This is a genomic window from Cellulomonas sp. B6, assembly GCF_001462455.1.
Taxonomy (GTDB): domain Bacteria; phylum Actinomycetota; class Actinomycetes; order Actinomycetales; family Cellulomonadaceae; genus Cellulomonas.
This window is the reverse complement of record NZ_LNTD01000276.1, coordinates 1-16614: the sequence shown is the minus strand read 5'-3', so window position 1 is coordinate 16614 and position 16614 is coordinate 1. Positions and strand designations below refer to the sequence as shown.

14 protein-coding genes and 2 tRNA genes are annotated in these 16614 nt (G+C 75.7%); 3 read left to right on the top strand and 13 right to left on the bottom strand.

The features are described from left to right. Window positions 1–334: 334 nt before the first annotated feature. From ATM99_RS18310 to ATM99_RS18290, 5 genes are all read right to left on the bottom strand, one after another. Window positions 335–407, bottom strand: a tRNA-Glu gene (locus ATM99_RS18310). A 145-nt stretch (window positions 408–552) separates the two neighbouring features. Next, window positions 553–624, bottom strand: a tRNA-Gln gene (locus ATM99_RS18305). A gap of 176 nt (window positions 625–800) precedes the next feature. Further along, window positions 801–1259: a hypothetical protein gene (locus ATM99_RS18300; RefSeq protein ID WP_062104073.1), complete on the bottom strand. Its 459-nt coding sequence runs from the start codon at window positions 1257–1259 to the stop codon at window positions 801–803. A gap of 26 nt (window positions 1260–1285) precedes the next feature. Beyond that, the gene (locus tag ATM99_RS18295; protein ID WP_062104238.1) at window positions 1286–2527 is read right to left on the bottom strand and encodes a tyrosine-protein kinase family protein; all 1242 of its coding nucleotides are present in this window, start codon (window positions 2525–2527) and stop codon (window positions 1286–1288) included. A gap of 1 nt (window position 2528) precedes the next feature. Then, entirely contained in the window at window positions 2529–3179 is a 651-nt protein-coding gene (locus ATM99_RS18290) for a hypothetical protein (RefSeq protein ID WP_062104235.1), read from the bottom strand. Window positions 3180–3406: 227 nt separating this feature from the next. Between ATM99_RS18290 and ATM99_RS18285 the strand changes: the two genes are divergently transcribed. Beyond that, window positions 3407–3631, top strand: a complete 225-nt coding sequence (locus ATM99_RS18285; protein ID WP_062104233.1) for a helix-turn-helix domain-containing protein — start codon at window positions 3407–3409, stop codon at window positions 3629–3631. Window positions 3632–3699: 68 nt separating this feature from the next. On the opposite strand, the gene ATM99_RS18280 is transcribed toward ATM99_RS18285, so the two are convergent. Further along, window positions 3700–4257 carry a hypothetical protein gene (locus ATM99_RS18280; RefSeq protein WP_062104231.1) on the bottom strand — a complete coding sequence of 186 codons (558 nt, stop codon included), beginning with the start codon at window positions 4255–4257 and terminating at the stop codon, window positions 3700–3702. Window positions 4258–4435: 178 nt separating this feature from the next. On the opposite strand from ATM99_RS18280, the gene ATM99_RS18275 reads away from it, so the two are divergent. Together ATM99_RS18275 and ATM99_RS18270 are read left to right on the top strand one after the other, a co-directional pair. Then, window positions 4436–5386, top strand: coding sequence for a LysM peptidoglycan-binding domain-containing protein (locus tag ATM99_RS18275; RefSeq protein ID WP_062104229.1), 951 nt, complete (start codon window positions 4436–4438; stop codon window positions 5384–5386). Next, on the top strand, window positions 5383–6027 hold the full coding sequence (locus ATM99_RS18270; protein WP_062104227.1) for an Rv3235 family protein: 645 nt from the start codon (window positions 5383–5385) through the stop codon (window positions 6025–6027). Before ATM99_RS18275 ends, ATM99_RS18270 begins: the two co-directional genes overlap by 4 nt. A 73-nt stretch (window positions 6028–6100) precedes the next feature. Here the strand turns inward: ATM99_RS18270 and secA are convergent, their stop codons facing one another. The 7 genes from secA to mtrA all read right to left on the bottom strand — a co-directional run bounded on the left by secA (window position 6101) and on the right by mtrA (window position 16333). Beyond that, window positions 6101–8923: a preprotein translocase subunit SecA gene (gene secA / locus ATM99_RS18265; protein ID WP_062104225.1), complete on the bottom strand. Its 2823-nt coding sequence runs from the start codon at window positions 8921–8923 to the stop codon at window positions 6101–6103. Between the two features lie 122 nt (window positions 8924–9045). Further along, entirely contained in the window at window positions 9046–10335 is a 1290-nt protein-coding gene (locus ATM99_RS18260) for a winged helix-turn-helix domain-containing protein (RefSeq protein ID WP_062104223.1), read from the bottom strand. A 96-nt stretch (window positions 10336–10431) separates the two neighbouring features. After that, window positions 10432–11064 carry a ribosome hibernation-promoting factor, HPF/YfiA family gene (gene hpf, locus ATM99_RS18255; protein ID WP_062104220.1) on the bottom strand — a complete coding sequence of 211 codons (633 nt, stop codon included), beginning with the start codon at window positions 11062–11064 and terminating at the stop codon, window positions 10432–10434. 159 nt (window positions 11065–11223) lie between these two features. Then, on the bottom strand, window positions 11224–12072 hold the full coding sequence (locus ATM99_RS18250; RefSeq protein ID WP_082660059.1) for a phosphoribosyltransferase family protein: 849 nt from the start codon (window positions 12070–12072) through the stop codon (window positions 11224–11226). Between the two features lie 135 nt (window positions 12073–12207). Then, a complete protein-coding gene (locus ATM99_RS18245) occupies window positions 12208–13881 on the bottom strand; it encodes an LpqB family beta-propeller domain-containing protein (RefSeq protein WP_062104218.1) in 1674 nt (557 codons plus the stop codon). Next, a complete protein-coding gene (gene mtrB, locus ATM99_RS18240) occupies window positions 13878–15653 on the bottom strand; it encodes an MtrAB system histidine kinase MtrB (RefSeq protein WP_082660057.1) in 1776 nt (591 codons plus the stop codon). The genes ATM99_RS18245 and mtrB overlap by 4 nt, the downstream gene beginning before the upstream one ends. After that, entirely contained in the window at window positions 15650–16333 is a 684-nt protein-coding gene (gene mtrA / locus ATM99_RS18235; RefSeq protein ID WP_062104217.1) for an MtrAB system response regulator MtrA, read from the bottom strand. The genes mtrB and mtrA overlap by 4 nt, the downstream gene beginning before the upstream one ends. Between the last annotated feature and the right edge of the window lie 281 nt (window positions 16334–16614).

The following is a 16614-nucleotide window of genomic DNA, read 5'->3' as shown; positions in this document are numbered from 1 at the left end:
GAGCCCCGCCGGGGCGGCCCCGACCTCGTCGGCCGCCCCGGCGGGGCCTCGTCGTCACGCCGACCGCTCGACAGGAAGAGCTCGCCGAGGTTCCAGCGCGCACCGACGTCGTCACGCACGGACCCCGGGTCGCGCCGGGGCCGCGAGGGCCGCCGGGACGACCTCCCTGCGGGACAGGACCGGGCCAGCACCGCACGGGACCACGCCACTCGACGGCGGGTCGACGCGTCGACACGGCCACGACGAGGGCACAGGGGATGCTCGGGCACGCAGGACGCCGGTCGCCCGGAGACGAAGAAGGCCCGGTCACCTGTGGTGACCGGGCCTTCGACCGTACCCCCGACCGGATTCGAACCGGCGCTACCGCCGTGAGAGGGCGGCGTGCTAGGCCGCTACACAACGGGGGCCTTGCTCACGTCCCGAAGGCCGTGTGCCGAGTGAGCACTCTACCCGATGTCCTCCGCGAGTCGAAACTCGCCTCGGACCGCGGAACCGCCACCAGGACGGACGCGCTCGTGCTGCACGTCCGAGTCGAAACTCGTCCGTGCGGCGCTGGGGTACCAGGACTCGAACCTAGACTAACTGAACCAGAATCAGTCGTGCTGCCAATTACACCATACCCCAAGGGCTGTGACCTGCCCCGATACGGGACGCACAGCACCGTGGTGCGCGACTCGCGGTCCCGCACCGGCCGTGAACATTACCCGAGCGAGGGCCGCGCGGTCCAACCGGCTCCGGGTGGCGAGGATCACTGACCCACCCGCCGTGCCACGCACTGCACCACGCACCCTCGCCGACGGTCACACCGACGGGATGTCCGCGACCTCGGAGACGTCGTACCAGAGCAGGTCGCGCTCCTCGAGGCGCTCGATCGCCGACTCGTCGCCCTCCACCACGGCCCGCACGTCGGGGGCCGCCTCGGGCTCGTCGACGTGCACGCTGACGACCGCCGCGAGGTCGACGTCGGAGACGAGCTGGACGGCCGACGGCACGGCGGCGTCCGCGAGGGGCCGCACCGCGGCCTCGGGCACGTCGGCCGCCACCACGACGCGCAACGGCGGCGCCTCGGGGCGTCCCGCGACACGCACGAGCGAGTCGTCCGCCGCACCCGCCTGCGCCGCGTACTCCCAGCCCTCCTCGTCCTCCTCCGGCCAGGTCGCGCGCAGCAGCGGCGTCACCGCGTGGACCACGCGGGGGGTCAGGAGCACGGGCGACCCGTGCTGCAGCTCGTCGAGGGTCACGGGCAGGTAGACGCGCACGGGTCCAGTGTGCCGCCGCCACGCCGTCAGACGACCGGGACGCGCCCCACCGGCGCGTCGACGGCCAGTCCGGCGGCCACCTCGGCCGCGAGCGCACCCAGGCTCCGGCGCGCGGGCGACCCCGGGGCGACCTCGCGCAGCGCACGACCCTCGAGCATCGCCGCGTCGACGGCCGCGCGGTCCTCGGGCACCAGGACGACGTCCTCGACCCCGGCGTACCGCGCGAGCGCCGCCGCGACGGCCTCGCCGGGGCGCGCGCCGGCGACGGTCGGGCGCACCCGGTTCACCACGACGCGGCGTGCGAGCGCGAGCCCCGCGTCGGCCGCGTCCGCGAGCGCGCGCACGAGGCGCTGGACGCCCACGGGGTCGGCGGCGCCCACCACGACGACGAGGTCGGCCTGCTCCAGGGCGGTGAGCGTGGCCGCGTTGCGCGCGGGGGCACGCGTGTCGTAGCTGAGCACCTCGTCCTGCTCGAGGCAGAAGCCCGTGTCGACGACCGTCACGTCGGCGAGCGCCCGGGCCTGGGACAGGACGAGCTCGAGCGAGCTGCCCGGCAGCTCGGGCCAGCGGTCGGCCCGCGAGATCCCCGAGAGCAGACGCAGGTCGGGCAGCACGACGGGCGCGAGGCGCGCGAGCGTCGTGAGGTCGAGCGCGCCCTGACCGGCCGCGCGGGCCGCGGCGGCCAGGCCGGGCGCCTCGTCGAGCACCCCGAGGACCTGCGCCACGACCCCGCCGTAGGTGTCGGCGTCCACCAGCAGCGTCGACCGCCCGAGCGCCGCCAGCTCGGCCGCGAGGTTCACCGCCACGAAGGTCCGTCCCGGGGCGCCCGTCGGCCCCCAGACGGCGACCGTGGCGCCGCGCCGCGTCGTGCCGACCGGTGCGGGCTCGACGACCGGCGGCGGTCCGTCCCCGAGGACCGCGAGCGCCTCGCGGACGACGTCGGGGCCGTCGTCGTCGCCGGTGACGTCGACGACGAGGTCGGCGCCGTGCGCCTCGAGCCGCTCGGCCAGCCAGGGTCGCGCCGGGTCCCCCAGCCCGACGACCCGCACGCCGCACCGGTGGAGCACGGCCACCGCCTCGCGGTCGAGGCGGTCGAGGTCGCCCGACACCACCGCGAGACCGCCGAGACCGGCCTCCGCCGCGGCCAGCAGCTCGGTGAGGTCGGCGCACCTGCGCGTCACCGACAACCGGCCGCCCGACCCCTCGACCGCCTGGACGATCGCCGACTCCGCGGCGCCCTGCACCGCGCACAGCACCCCGACGCCCACGTCAGCCCCCCGGCACGGGGACGACGCCCACCGTGCCCTCGCTCGACAGCGCGCCCAGCACGGCCGGCAGGTCGCCCTCCGGCACGAGCACGTGGACCGTCCGGGACCCTCCCCCGGCGAACGCACCGTCGGGCGAGCTGAGCTCGGCCACCGTGAGCCCCGCCGCCAGCTGCCGCGGGACGACCTGCCCGGTCCGTTCGACGTCGGCGGGCGACCACCACAGGTCGACACGTGACCCCGCGCCCAGGCCGGTGGGTGCGGCGCCCGAGAGGGGGACCGGCACGGCCCGCACCCCGAGGTCGCTCGCGGCGCCCACGGCGGCCGCCGGGACCAGCTCGCCCGCACCCACGGTGCGCAGCAGCACCGCGTCGTCCGGCAGCGGCGAGTCGGCGCGCAGGTAGCCGTCGGCGCGCTCCCCCAGGCGGACGTCCGCGACGACGAGCGCGGCCGACGTGAGCCCGCCGCCCGGCACGAGCGTGTCGCGCGCGACGTACACCGGCACGGTGCGCTGCGCGTCGGTGACCACCCAGCTGCCGAGGGCGACCGACCCCGCGATCAGTGCGACCCCGACGAGCAGGCGCGGGTCGCGCCAACCCGGCCGGCGCACGCGCGCGGCGGTGGGAGCGGGGAGGTCGAGCACGGAGGTGTCCACGGGGGCTCCTGGTCGGTCGGGCTCACGGTGCGGTCAGGATCAGGGTGCGGTCGGGCTCACGGTGCGGCGGCACCGACACGGAGGCCGGCCGCACGGCGCGTGCGGACGTGCTGGTCGCCGCCGCCGCGCACGGGTCGAGTGTGTCGCGCCACGAGGCCCGACGGCGGGCTCGTCGCCGGACCTGTGGACAACTGCCGTCGCCGAGGCGGCCGTGCGAGACTTCGAGCATGGCCCCGCGGTTCCTGACGCTCGCCGACGTGTCCGAGATCCTCAACGTCTCGGCCCCGCAGGCGTACGCCCTCGTGCGCTCGGGCGAGCTGCCCGCGATCCAGATCGGCGGACGGATGCAGTGGCGCGTCGAGGCGTCCGAGCTCGAGCGCTACATCGAGCGGATGTACGCCGAGACCCGCGCGCGCAACGCGCAGGGCGCGACCTCCGACGGGACCGTCTGACCCGGACGGCACGCGTCCGGACCGCACGGGCACGGTGAGCGGCCGGCCGCGGCCGGTACGCCGGGCGGTCACCTCGACACCACCGCGTGCAACGCGGCGAACGGGATGACGGCCGTCCTTCCCGGGGGCGAGTCGAGCGCGATCTCGACGTGGTCGGCGCCGACGCGCTCGAGGCGGCCGACGTGCTCGCCCGCGGACGTCCGCACCGTCGCGACCACGCGGTCGCGGACCAGCGCGCGCAGCACGTGACCGAGCCCGAGAGCCGACTCCAGCCGGCGCGCGGGCGGCGCGACCCGGGCACCCAGCCCGTCGACGACCTGGATCGCGGCCACCGGGACCACCGCCCGCCGCGCGCCTCCGACGTCCAGCAGCAGCCACTCGGCCGCGGCGTCCACGAGCAGACCCTCCACCGCCGCGCCGGGCCCGGTCACCACGCGCACGCGCGCGCCGACGGTGGCGCGCAGCCGGTCGACGAGGCCGACGCGTGAGCGCTCGGCGCGCGTGAGCTCGGCGACGTCCCACCGGGCGTCGGCCGCGCGACCGGCCGCGAGCTGCGCCTCGAGGTCGGCGAAGAGCTGCTCCCAGCGCCCGGGGAGCGGGCGCGGGGCCCGTGCGTCGCTCGTCACGGAGCGCGACCCTACTGGACATATCACCCACCGTGGGCTACACCTATGTGCATCACGTTTCATCAAACGACATCAAACTGCATCATCAGGGAGCAACGACGTGGATGACGCGACGAGACCCACCCGATCGGGCGCCCGCCGTCCGGCGGTCACCACGACCGCCCTTCTGCTGCTGGGCGTGGGCGCACTGCTGGCCGCGCTGGCGCTCGGCTGGTGGTCCGTCGACCATGTGAGGACGACGCGCCTGTGGCGCGTGGAGTCCGTCGTCGCACCCGCGCTGGTCGGCCTGGGCACGTGCGCGACCGCCTGGCTCGGCCTGTCCTCGCTCGTCGCCGCGACCTGCGGGCTGGCACGGGTGGCCGGGGGCCCCTGGCACGGCGGCGAGCGCGCGGTGCAGCGCTGGGCCCCCGGCGTCGTGCGGCGCGCGCTGACGGTCGCCGTCGCGGCCGGTGTGGGTCTCGGCACGGCCGTGGGGGCCCAGGCGACGCCCGTGACCGTCGAGCCCGTCGCGGTGGTCGACCTCGGCTGGGCCCCGACGACGTCGGCACGAGCCACCGACTCCGCCGACGTCGCCGAGGACCCCGATGCGGCCGGTCCCGCGCAGCACGACGCCGCACACGTGCCGGACGCGGCACCGGCACCTGCCGCGGCACCGGCCACCTCACCAGCACCAGCCGCACCGGCCTCGTCGACACCCCCTGCCGCACCGACCGCCACGAGTGCGCCTGCCGCCGATGCGCAGCCCGCCGACGCGCAGTCCGCCGACGCACCGCCGGCCGGCGCCCGCGTGCTCGGTGCCACGACCGCCGGGCCGACCGGTCCCCCGTCCCCGGCGTCGCTCCCGCAGCCGGCGTCGGCCCCACCCGCGGGCGCACCGGCGCCCGCGACCGCGCCGCCGGCGTCGCCCACGAGCACCGCTACGGGCGCGACCGTGGTCGTCGAGGCCGGGGACACCCTCTGGGGCATCGCCGCGCGTCACCTCGGTCCCGACGCGACGGACGCGCAGATCGCCGACGCGTGGCCCCGCTGGTACGAGGCCAACGCGTCGGTCATCGGCGCCGACCCCGACGTCGTGCAGCCCGGGCAGCTCCTGCAGGTCCCCGCGACGCTCACGGACGGTGCGCGATGACGACGCTCCCCCGCGACGACCTGTCGACGCCGCTCGAGGAGGCCCTCACCGTGCTCGACGCCGCACGTCGGCAGCCCGGCGCGCGAACCGCGCCGACGACACGTGCCGCCACGGCTGCGCGACCCGCGCCCGCCCGACCCGGCCGCGTCGAGACGACCCGGCCACGGCTGCGTCTCGTGCCCGCGTTCGACCCCGCCCCGGTCGCTCCGACTCAGCCGGCGAGCGTCCCACCGCTGCTCGGCGAGCGGGCGCGCCTGCTGTCGGTCGTCGACCGGTCGCTCGTCACCGACGACGACGACCGGGGCGACGCCCCCACCACGGACCCGCGCGGGTTCGCGCACGGCGTCGGCATCGCCTGCGTCGAGGCGGCACTGGGTCGACGGCCCGCGGCCCAGCTCGCGCGCTGGGTCGCCCCCGGCGTGCTCGACTCGCTGCAGCGCCGCGCCGAGCTCGTGCGCCGTGCGGGCGTGCTCACCCACGCTCGCCGGCCGACGGCCCGCCGCGTGCGCGTCTGCCCCGTCGACACGCACGCCGCCGAGGCGTGCCTCGTGGTCGACGACGGCGTGCGCGTGCGGGCCGTCGCGCTCCGGATCGAGGCGCACCGCGGGTCGTGGCGCGTCACCACGCTCGACATCGGGTGAGCACGAGGGCGGCCGGAGACGACGACACCCCGCCCCGGACGAGGTCCGCGACGGGGTGTCGTCGTGAGTGGGCTCAGCGCTTGCGCTGGTCCTTGGCCTTCTTGCGCCGGTCGGCGCGGTTGCCGTCGCCGGACGACCCGGCGCGCGGCGCCGCACCGTCCTCCGCCGAGGTGACGACGCCGCCGTCACCGTCGGAGGACGGCGCCGTGTACTGCAGCGGCGTCTTCTCGGCGGGGCCGTCGAGGCCCTTGGCGACAAGCCGGCCCTCCGTGGTCTCGCCCGAGCGGGCCGCGGCTGCCGCCGCACCGGCCGAACCCGCCGCGAGCGCGGCCGAGTCGGCGCTGATCACCGGCGCACCGTTGCCGGCCGCGTCGGCCGTGGCCGCGTCGCCGGTCGGCTGGACCTGCACCTCGAGGTTGTACAGGAACTGGACCGACTCCTCCTTGATGGCGTCGGTCATCGCGTTGAAGAGCTGGAAGCCCTCGCGCTGGTACTCCACGAGCGGGTCGCGCTGCGCCATGGCGCGCAGCCCGATGCCCTCCTTGAGGTAGTCCATCTCGTAGAGGTGCTCGCGCCACTTGCGGTCGAGCACCGACAGGACGACGCGCCGCTCCAGCTGACGCATGTTGGCCTCGCCGAGCTGCGCCTCACGCTCCGCGTAGGCGTGCTCGGCGTCCGAGAGCACCTCGCGCGTGATGAGCTCGGTCGACAGCCGCGTCGCGCCGCCCGCCTGCTCCACGACCTCCTCGGGCGTGATCGTGATCGGGAACACGCCGCGCAGGGTCGTCCAGAGCGCCTCGAGGTCCCAGTCCTCGGGGCGGCCCTCGGCGGTCGCGATCGCGACGTAGTCCGTCAGCACGTCGGTCCGGAAGTGCGCGACCTGGTCCTGCAGGTCCTCGCCCTCCAGGACCCGCCGACGCTGGTCGTAGATGACCTCGCGCTGACGGGACATCACGTCGTCGTACTTGAGGACGTTCTTGCGGATCTCGAAGTTGCGGGCCTCGACCTGCGACTGCGCGGACTGGATGCCGCGCGTGACGATCTTCGACTCCAGCGGCATGTCCTCGGGGAACCCGGCGCGCGTCATCATCGACTCGGCCAGCCCCGAGTTGAACAGGCGCATGAGGTCGTCCTGCATCGACAGGTAGAACCGCGACTCGCCCGGGTCGCCCTGACGCCCCGAGCGACCACGCAGCTGGTTGTCGATGCGGCGGGACTCGTGACGCTCCGTGCCCAGCACGTACAGGCCGCCGAGCTCGGTGACCTCCTCGTGCTCGGCCGCGACGGCCGCCTTGGCCTTCTCCAGGACCTCGGGCCACACGGCCTCGTACTCCTCGGCGTTCTCGGCCGGGTCGAGCCCGCGCGACGCCATCTCGGCGATCGCGGTGAACTCGGCGTTGCCGCCGAGCATGATGTCGGTACCACGGCCGGCCATGTTCGTCGCGACGGTGACCGCGCCCTTGCGTCCGGCCTGGGCCACGATCGCGGCCTCGCGCGCGTGCTGCTTGGCGTTGAGGACCTCGTGCGGCACGCCCTGCTTCTTCAGCTTGGCGGACAGCAGCTCGGACTTCTCGACGCTCGTCGTGCCGACCAGGACCGGCTGCCCCTTGGCGTGGCGCTCGACGATGTCCACGACGACCGCGTCGAACTTGCCGTCCTCGCTCTTGTAGACGAGGTCCTTCTGGTCGATGCGGACCATGTCCCGGTTGGTCGGGATGGGCACGACGCCGAGCTTGTAGGTGCCCTGGAACTCGGCCGCCTCGGTCTCGGCCGTACCGGTCATGCCGCCGAGCTTGGTGTAGAGGCGGAAGTAGTTCTGCAGCGTGATCGTGGCGAGCGTCTGGTTCTCGGCCTTGATGGCCACGCCCTCCTTCGCCTCGATCGCCTGGTGCATGCCCTCGTTGTAGCGGCGACCGGCCAGGATGCGGCCCGTGTGCTCGTCGACGATGAGGACCTCGCCGTTCATCACGACGTAGTCCTTGTCGCGGCGGAACAGCTCCTTGGCCTTGATGGCGTTGTTGAGGAACCCGATGAGCGGCGTGTTCAGCGACTCGTACAGGTTGTCGATGCCGAGGTAGTCCTCGACCCGGGCGATGCCGGGCTCGAGCACGCCGACCGTGCGCTTCTTCTCGTCGACCTCGTAGTCGCGGTCGACCTCGAGGCGGCGCACGACCTTGGCGAACTCGCCGTACCAGCGGTTCGCGTCGCCCGACGCGGGGCCCGAGATGATCAGCGGCGTGCGCGCCTCGTCGATGAGGATCGAGTCGACCTCGTCGACGATCGCGAAGTGGTGCCCGCGCTGCACGAGGTCCTCGACGCTCCACGCCATGTTGTCGCGCAGGTAGTCGAAGCCGAACTCGTTGTTCGTGCCGTACGTGATGTCGGCCGCGTACTGCTCGCGCCGCTGCGCGGGCGTGAGGTTCGACAGGATCGTGCCGGTCGTCAGGCCGAGGAACCGGTAGACGCGCCCCATGAGCTCGGCCTGGTAGCCCGCCAGGTAGTCGTTGACCGTGACGACGTGCACGCCCTTGCCGCTGAGCGCGTTGAGGTACGCGGGCGCCGTGGCGACGAGGGTCTTGCCCTCACCGGTCTTCATCTCGGCGATGTTGCCGAGGTGCAGCGCGGCGCCACCCATGAGCTGGACGTCGAAGTGCCGCTGCCCGAGCGTGCGACGCGACGCCTCGCGCACCGCGGCGAACGCCTCGGGCAGCAGGTCGTCGATCTTCTCGCCCTCGGCCAGTCGCGCGCGGAACCGGTCGGTCTCCTCGCGCAGCTCGGCGTCGGACAGCGACAGGAAGCTGTCCTCCAGCGCGTTGACCTGGGCGGCGATGCCGGACAGCTTCTTGAGGATCCGCCCCTCGCCCAGCCGGAGGACCTTCTCGAGGATCGCCGTCACGCAACTCTCCCGACGTCGTTGGCGCCCCGTCCGCTCACTGCGTCAGGGCGGCGCATGTCACCCGACCGCTCGGCCGGGGCCCGACCATCGTAGGCGAGCGACGCCCCCGGCGTGAGCGCCCCTCAGGGCGTGGCCGGGCGCAGCGCCCTCGCCAGGGGCACGACGAGGTCGCCCCCGGCGTCCGGCCCGGTGCGCACGTCCTCGAGGCCGAGCCAGCGGGCGACCTGCCAGAGCTCGGCGGCGAGCTCGTGCGCGACCTCGACGACCGACGGACCGCCCGCGTCGGTGCCGCTCGCCTCCCCCGGCGTCCGGTGCGCCGCGTGGACGCGCAGCACGCCGTCGCGGCGGTCGGCCTTGAGGTCGACGAGCGCCACGAGCCGGTCGGCGAGCAGGAACGGCAGCACGTAGTACCCCCACACGCGCGCGTGCGCAGGCACGTAGATCTCGATGCGGTACCGCAGACCGAACAGGGACTCGGTGCGCGTGCGCTCCCAGACGAGAGGGTCGAACGGGCTCAGCAGCGTGCGCCCCTCGGCCCGTCGAGGCACCGTCGCGTCCCGGTGACGGTACAGCGGTCCGCGCCAGCCGGGCACCTCGACGGGGACGAGCACGCCCTCGTCGACCAGCTCGTCGACGACCCCACGCGTCGGGGCCAGCGCGGTGCGCCAGTGGTCCGCGAGGCAGCGCACGCTCGCGACGCCGTGCGCGCGTGCCGCCTGCTCGACCAGACGCCGCCGCGCGGTGGGCTCGTCCGCCGCCGGCGCGGCGAGGACGTCGGGCGGCAGCACGCGGTCGGGACGGTCGTAGCGTCGCTCGAACTGCGCGGTGCGCCCCGCGCTGGTCAGCTCGCCGACGAGGAACAGGTGCTCGAGGGCCCGCTTCGCGTCGGTCCACGCCCAGCCCCACGCCTCCGCGCGGCGCCCGTCGCCGCCCAGCACGTCCTGCACCTCGCGCGCCGTCAGCGGGCCGCGCTCGTCGATCACCGCGCGCACGCGGGCGACCTCGGGCGCGTCGCCGATCGGGACGCCGTGCAGCGCGTCGCCGCGCCGCTCGACGCGCGCGCGGCTCGCAGCGCGTCGGAACGCGAGGTCCCGGAACGTGGCGGGCGGCACGAACGACGCCTCGTGCGCCCACGTCTCGACGAGCCGCCGCGGCGCGCGTGACGTCGCCCGGTCGAGGGCCGCCGTGTCCCACGGCCCGACCCGCGCGTACACCGGCATGAGGTGCGCCCGCGCGAGCACGTTCACGGAGTCGATCTGGAGCAGGCCCAGCCGATCGACGACCTGCTGGAGCGCGCGCGTCCCGGGCACCACGGGACGCTCCGGTCGGCGGCGGTGCAGACCGGAGGCGCGCAGCACGGCCCGCCGGGCCTGCGCGCGCGTCAGCTGCTCGGGCGGCGGCACGCGGGTCATGCGCCGATCCTGCCGGTCACCACCGACACGGGACCGGGCGCACGTGCGGGGACGGTCGTCGACCGTCCCCGCACGTCACGCGACGCGGCTCGTGCGTCAGCCCGCGGCGGCCCGCGTCGTGGCGACCGGCACGTCGAGCTTGATCACGCCGTAGCTCCAGCCGCGGCGACGGTAGGCCACCGACGGCTGCGCGGTCTCGGCGTCGACGAACAGGAAGAAGTCGTGCCCGACGAGCTCCATCTCGTACAGCGCGTCGTCGACGGTCATCGGCTGGGCCTGGTGGACCTTCTCGCGGATCAGCACGGGCGAGTCGCCGAGCGGCGTCTCGACGACGCCGTCCGGCCCGGGCTCGGGCGCCGCGTCGGTGTCCTCCTGCGGCGGGCTCGGCGGACGCACGTCCACGGGCGTCAGCGGAGTGTGGTTGCGGTGGTCCTTGCGCCGGTCGCGCGCGCGCCGCAGCCGCTCGAGCAGGCGACCCATCGCGATGTCGAGCGCCGCGTACGCGTCGTCCGCGCACGCCTCGGCCCGGATGACGGGCCCCTTGTCGATCACCGTGAGCTCGACCTTCTCGCTGCTGCCCGACTGCTTGTGGCTCGCCTCGTGCGAGACGAGCACGTCGACGCGCTGCGCGCGGGGGGCCAGCTGCTCGATCTTGGCGAGCTTGTTCGCGAGGTGCTCGCGGTACCGCGTCGTCACCTCGGTGTGCCGGCCTGCAACCACGATCTCCATGTGGGCCTCCTGAGAGGTCGGGGGCGGGCGCGCCCGCCCGGACGAGTACGTCTGCGGCCCCACGACGGGGGCACGGGCGGCATCACCTCCTCCGCGCGCACGCACCGCCGCTCGACTGCTGCGACGGGCGCCTCGCGGCGTCGTTCCCAGGCCACCACGCTATCCCGACGGGCCGTCGTCGTGCACGTGCGACGCGGCCGGCGCGGCGCTCGCGCCGACCGTGCCCCGGGAAGGCGGCGGGGTCGCGGCCAGGGCGTACGCGCCGACGACCCGGGCCCCGGCCGCGACGAGCGCCGCACGGCACGCCGCGAGGGTCGCCCCGGTGGTCAGGACGTCGTCGACGAGCACGACGTCCCTGCCCGGCACGCCCGACGGCCGCCGCACCCGGACGCGCCCGGCGAGCGCCGCCCCCCGGGCGCGCGCGCCCAGCCCCGCGAGGTCGGGACCGGCCGTGCGCGCGAGGACCGAGGCGCGCCGCGCGTCGACGCCCACGTCGCGCAGCCCGGCCGCGACGGCCGCCGCGAGCACGTCGACCGGCGCCCGTCCGCGGCGTCGCCGCGCCGCCGGCGAGGACGGCACCGCCACGACCAGGACGGCGGTCGCCACCACCGGCACGCGGCGGGCCGTGCGCCGCAGCGCCGCGGCGAAGGGCCGGTCGAGGTCGGCGCGACCGCCGTCCTTCCACGCCGTGACCGCGTGACGCACCGGGCCGGCGAACGACGCCGGCGCGAGCACAGGCAGCAGCGTGCGCCCCTCGAGGAGGTCGAGGCGCGCGGCGTGGTGGTCGCACCGCCGCGGCGGGCCGAGAAGGTGCGCGGCGCACGGGGCGCACCACGGCACGTCGGGGAGCCCGCACCCCGCGCACGCGACCGGCAGCACGAGCCGCACGAGGTCGACCGCGGCCGCGAGCCCGAGCCGGGCGAGCCCGCCCCGGCGCCCCGGCAGGGCAGGTCGCGACCCGGCGTCCCGGGGCGCGCCGCGGGGCAGGGGCGCGGCGGGAAGGTCCATGCCCCGAGGGTCGCGTCAGGCGGGACGACCCGCACGCACGCACGACGCCTCCTCGGGACGACCCGCTCGGCACACCGGACGGTGGGTGGCTGGGCGCGCCTCCGGGCCCGTCGAGGGGGCCCGTCGAGGGGGCCGTCACCCGGGGAAGGCCAGCCCCGTCACGTCGAGCTCCCCGGTGACCTTCGGCACCGCCACCCACGTGCCGCCCTGGTGCCGCAGCAGCTCACCGTCCGCCGTCACGACGTAGAGCGTGCGCTCCCCACGGTCGGCCGCGAGCGCGACCGCGTCGGCCACCGCCGGCAGCGCCGTGCTGCGGCCCGCGACGGTCACGAGGTACGGCGCGGCACCCGCGTCGCCGTCCGAGAGCACCGCGAGCGTCACGTCGTCGACCCACACGACCGGCCCGGTCGGGGTCAGCGGTGCGCCGACCCGCAGCGCGGGACCGAGCGCGACGGGTGCGCCGTCGTCGTCGCGCACGACGCCGGCGACGTCGAGCGTCGTGCCGTCCGTGCCGTCCGACACGATCGCGACCCGGGACGCGTCGCGCGACACGCGCACAGCACGCACGGTGCGCCCGAGCAGCCACTCGGCGGCCACCTCCGTGACCGTCCCGTCGAGGCGCACCGCGTCGAGCCGTCCGGGCGTCGAGGCGCGCGCCGTCCACACCCGCCCGAACCGGTCGACCGACGGCGCCGCGAGCCCCGCACCCGTGAGGAGCGTGCGCTGCTCGGCGCCCCCGGTCGGCACGGTGACGAGCGTCGAGGCGTCCGCGAGCGCGACGCGCACCGAGCCGTCGCCCGAGCGGGCGATCGCCTGCGGCGCGGTCCCGAGCACCGGCCCGACCCCCTCGACGGGAGCCGGGGCGCCGTCGACGAGCACGAGCGTGCGGCCGTCCACGAGCATCTCCAGCTCACCGGGGTCGGGGGTCGCGAGCTCCGCGGCGCGCCCCTCGAGCGGCGCCCCCGAGGCACCGGCCTGGACGTGCACGGTCGTGATCCCGAGCGCACGCAGCGACGCCTCGAGCTGGGCCAGGAGCAGCCCGCGGTCGGCGTCCTGCACGGCCTGCGCGGGTTCCAGCGTGAGCTCGGCGACACCGCCCTGCTCGAGGGTCACGGCCTCGGGCTTGAGCTCGGTCCCGGCGGGCACCGCGGTCGTCACGGCGTCCCGCAGCCACGGCGACGGGCCCGCCAGCAGCGCGCGCACCACGGCCGTCGGCACGTTGCGGTCGCGGAACCACCGCACCTCGGGCACGAGCATGCGCTCGTCGGGCGACAGGAAGTAGAGCGACGTCGCGCGGAACTGCTGCTCGAACCGGCGCGCGCTCACCACGACGCCGTCCGGCGCGTGCGCGATGCGCCAGTCCCCGCGGGCGTCCTGCACGAGCTCGTAGCGCAGCGTCTCGCGCGCGTCGGCGGGGGCCTCGGCGTAGCGGCCGTCGGCGTCCAGCCGGGCGGACACGTCGACCGACACCGTGACCTGCGCCTCGCCGGTCTGCTCGACCTTGGTCCGCGCGGCGACGACCGTGGCCGCCCCCGGGTCCCACTCGGTGCGCTCGTCGGCCGCGAGGAACTGCCGCGTCACCCCGAAGTCCCCCGTGACCTCGGCGTCGCTCGCGAGCAGGAACCCCTCGACGATCGCGACCGGGTCGGCGTCCGCCTGCGGACCCTGGGCGAGCACCACCACGCCCGCCTGCTCGCTGACGACGCCGTCCCCCTCGGTCACGGGACCGGACGTCGGGATCGCGGCGCAGCCGACGAGTACGCCGACGACCAGGACGGCGGACGGCACCGCGCCGCGCGGCCGGGTCACGGGTGCCTCCGCACGGGCGGGGCGTGGTCGAGCCGCACGTCCGTGCGGGCCGGGTCGGACGCGTTGCTCACGATCGCGATCTCTCCCGTCATGGGGGGCAGCTCGGGCAGCGCCGCCGGGTCGGTGCTGCGCAGCGGTGCGACGTCCGGGACGGCCGGTGCGTCCGGTCCGGGCACGAGCGGCAGCGGCGAGCCCGACAGCCGGATGCCGGCACGGCGCGGCAGCGTCAGCCGGAACACGGCGCCCCGGCCGGGGCGGCCCCACGCCTCGAGCGTGCCGCCGTGCAGGTGCGCGTCCTCCAGCGAGATCGCCAGCCCCAGGCCCGTGCCGCCCGTGGTGCGGGCGCGCGCCGGGTCGGCCCGCCAGAAGCGGTCGAACACGTGCAGCGCCTCGTCGGCCGTCATGCCGACGCCGTGGTCGCGCACGGTCACGGCGACGGCCGTCGCGTCCACGCCCACGCGGACCTCGACCGTCGACCCGTCGGCGTGCTCCACGCCGTTGACCAGCAGGTTGCGCAGCACACGCTCGACGCGGCGCGGGTCGACGTCGGCGTCGGCGCGCTCGTCGGGGAGCTCGACCTGCAGCCACGAGCCGCGCCGGGCCGCCAGCGGGATCACGTTGTCGACGGCCTGCAGCACGATGTCTCGCACGTCGCGGCCCTCGGCGTCGAGGACCGCCGCGCCGGCGTCGAACCGGCTGATCTCCAGGAGGTCGGCCAGCAGGTCCTCGAAGCGGTCCAGCTGCGTGGCCAGCAGCTCCGCCGACCGTTTGACGGCGGGCTCGAACTCGTCGCGCGCGCCGTGGATCACCTCACCGGCCATGCGGATCGTCGTGAGCGGCGTGCGCAGCTCGTGCGAGACGTCGGAGACGAAGCGACGCTGCAGCGTCGACAGCTCCTCCATGCGGTGGATCTGGTCCTGCAGGCTCACCGCCATCTCGTTGAACGACCGCGCGAGCGTCGCCATCTCGTCCTGCCCGTGCACGGCCATGCGCTCCGACAGGTGCCCGTCGGCGAGTCGCTCGGCGACGTGCGCGGCGCGACGCACGGGGTGCACGGTGCGACGCGTCACGAGCCACGTCATGCCCCCGAGCAGCGCGACGAGCGCGACGGCCGCGAACCCGAGCGTGCGCAGCAGGAAGTCGAGACGGTCCTGCTCGGCCTGCAACGAGTACAGGAAGAACATCTGGTACGTGCCGGCGGTCGGCACCTCCACGTCCTGCCCCACGACGATGCCGGGCTCGACCCCGTCCGGCCCGGGGATCGCGACCGACTGCCACTGCTGTCCGCCGCCCGCGGTCGCCTGCTTGAGCTCGCGGGTCACGAGCTCGACGAGCGTGAGGTCGCTCGCGGTCGCCCCGACGCCGAACCCGGCCTGCCCCGGGGCGCGCAGCAGGAAGACGTCACGCTCGCCCGACCCGCCCGTCCGCTGCGCGTTCGTCACGTCCTCGAGCAGCAGCGCGACGTCGGCCGGCGTGCTCGCGGTGGACGCCGACAGCGAGTCCTGCGCCTGCTGCGTGCTGCGTGCGCTCTCGGCCAGCACCTGGTCGCGCCGTGCCTCGAACAGGCCCGCGCTCATGCGGTCGCCGACGTACACGCCCAGGAGAGCGAGCGCGACGAGGCCGAGGCCGAGGGTCGACACGATCACGCGCAGCTGCAGCGACGAGCGCCAGCGCAGCGTCAGCGCGCGCAGCCGGCGCGCGACCCGGGCACGCCCGAGCCGACGCCACGCCCCCCGGCGCGGCGCGAGCGCGGGTCCGGGCGGCGCGCTCACGTCCCGCCGACGCCCGCCTTGTAGCCGACGCCGCGCACGGTCACGACGATCTCGGGCCGCTCGGGGTCGGTCTCGATCTTGGAGCGCAGACGCTGCACGTGGACGTTGACCAGGCGGGTGTCCGCCGCGTGCCGGTAGCCCCAGACCTTCTCGAGGAGGACCTCGCGCGTGAAGACCTGCCACGGCTTGCGCGCGAGCGCCACGAGCAGGTCGAACTCGAGCGGCGTGAGCGCGATCGGCCGCCCGGCACGCTCGACACGGTGACCCGGGACGTCGATCGACAGGTCGCCGATCGCCAGGTGCTCGGGCGCCGGCTCGTCGCTGCGCCGCAGCCGGGCACGCACGCGCGCGACGAGCTCCTTGGGCTTGAACGGCTTGGAGATGTAGTCGTCGGCACCGGACTCGAGGCCCAGCACGACGTCGACCGTGTCGCTCTTCGCGGTCAGCATGACGATCGGCACGCCCGACTCGGCGCGGATGAGCCGGCAGACCTCGTTGCCGTCCTTGCCGGGCAGCATGAGGTCGAGCAGCACGAGGTCGGGCTGCGACTGCCGGAAGATGCCGAGCGCCTCGTCACCGTCCTCGCAGAAGACGGGGTCGAACCCCTCGGAGCGCAGCACGATCCCGATCATCTCGGCCAGAGCGGTGTCGTCGTCGACCACCAGGACGCGTCCCTTCATGGTGACGATCCTCTCATCGACGGGGCCCGCCCCGTGGCGACCCGCGGCGCGCACCCGGGTGACGTCCGCGCGGGCCCCGGGACGCCTCGGGACGACCCCGTCCCGGGGCGGGCGCCGCGTGGCACGATGGGGTCCGACCAGCAGCGGCGCACCGGCCGCGCGGTCGCCCACGCACACGAGGAGCCCGGACGCATGACCTCCCCGCAGGACGACGCGCCGCCGCCGGCGCCCTGGGCGAGCCCCTCGGGGGCCCCCGTGCCCGGTCCCGCGTACCCCGCTCC

Coding starts and splice junctions, on each gene's coding strand:
- ATM99_RS18250 (WP_082660059.1), bottom strand. CDS start 12,072: ATGGACCTTCCCGCCGCGCCCCTGCCCCGCGGCGCGCCCCGGGACGCC.
- hpf (WP_062104220.1), bottom strand. CDS start 11,064: ATGGAGATCGTGGTTGCAGGCCGGCACACCGAGGTGACGACGCGGTAC.
- ATM99_RS18285 (WP_062104233.1), top strand. CDS start 3,407: ATGGCCCCGCGGTTCCTGACGCTCGCCGACGTGTCCGAGATCCTCAAC.
- ATM99_RS18260 (WP_062104223.1), bottom strand. CDS start 10,335: ATGACCCGCGTGCCGCCGCCCGAGCAGCTGACGCGCGCGCAGGCCCGG.
- ATM99_RS18270 (WP_062104227.1), top strand. CDS start 5,383: ATGACGACGCTCCCCCGCGACGACCTGTCGACGCCGCTCGAGGAGGCC.
- mtrA (WP_062104217.1), bottom strand. CDS start 16,333: ATGAAGGGACGCGTCCTGGTGGTCGACGACGACACCGCTCTGGCCGAG.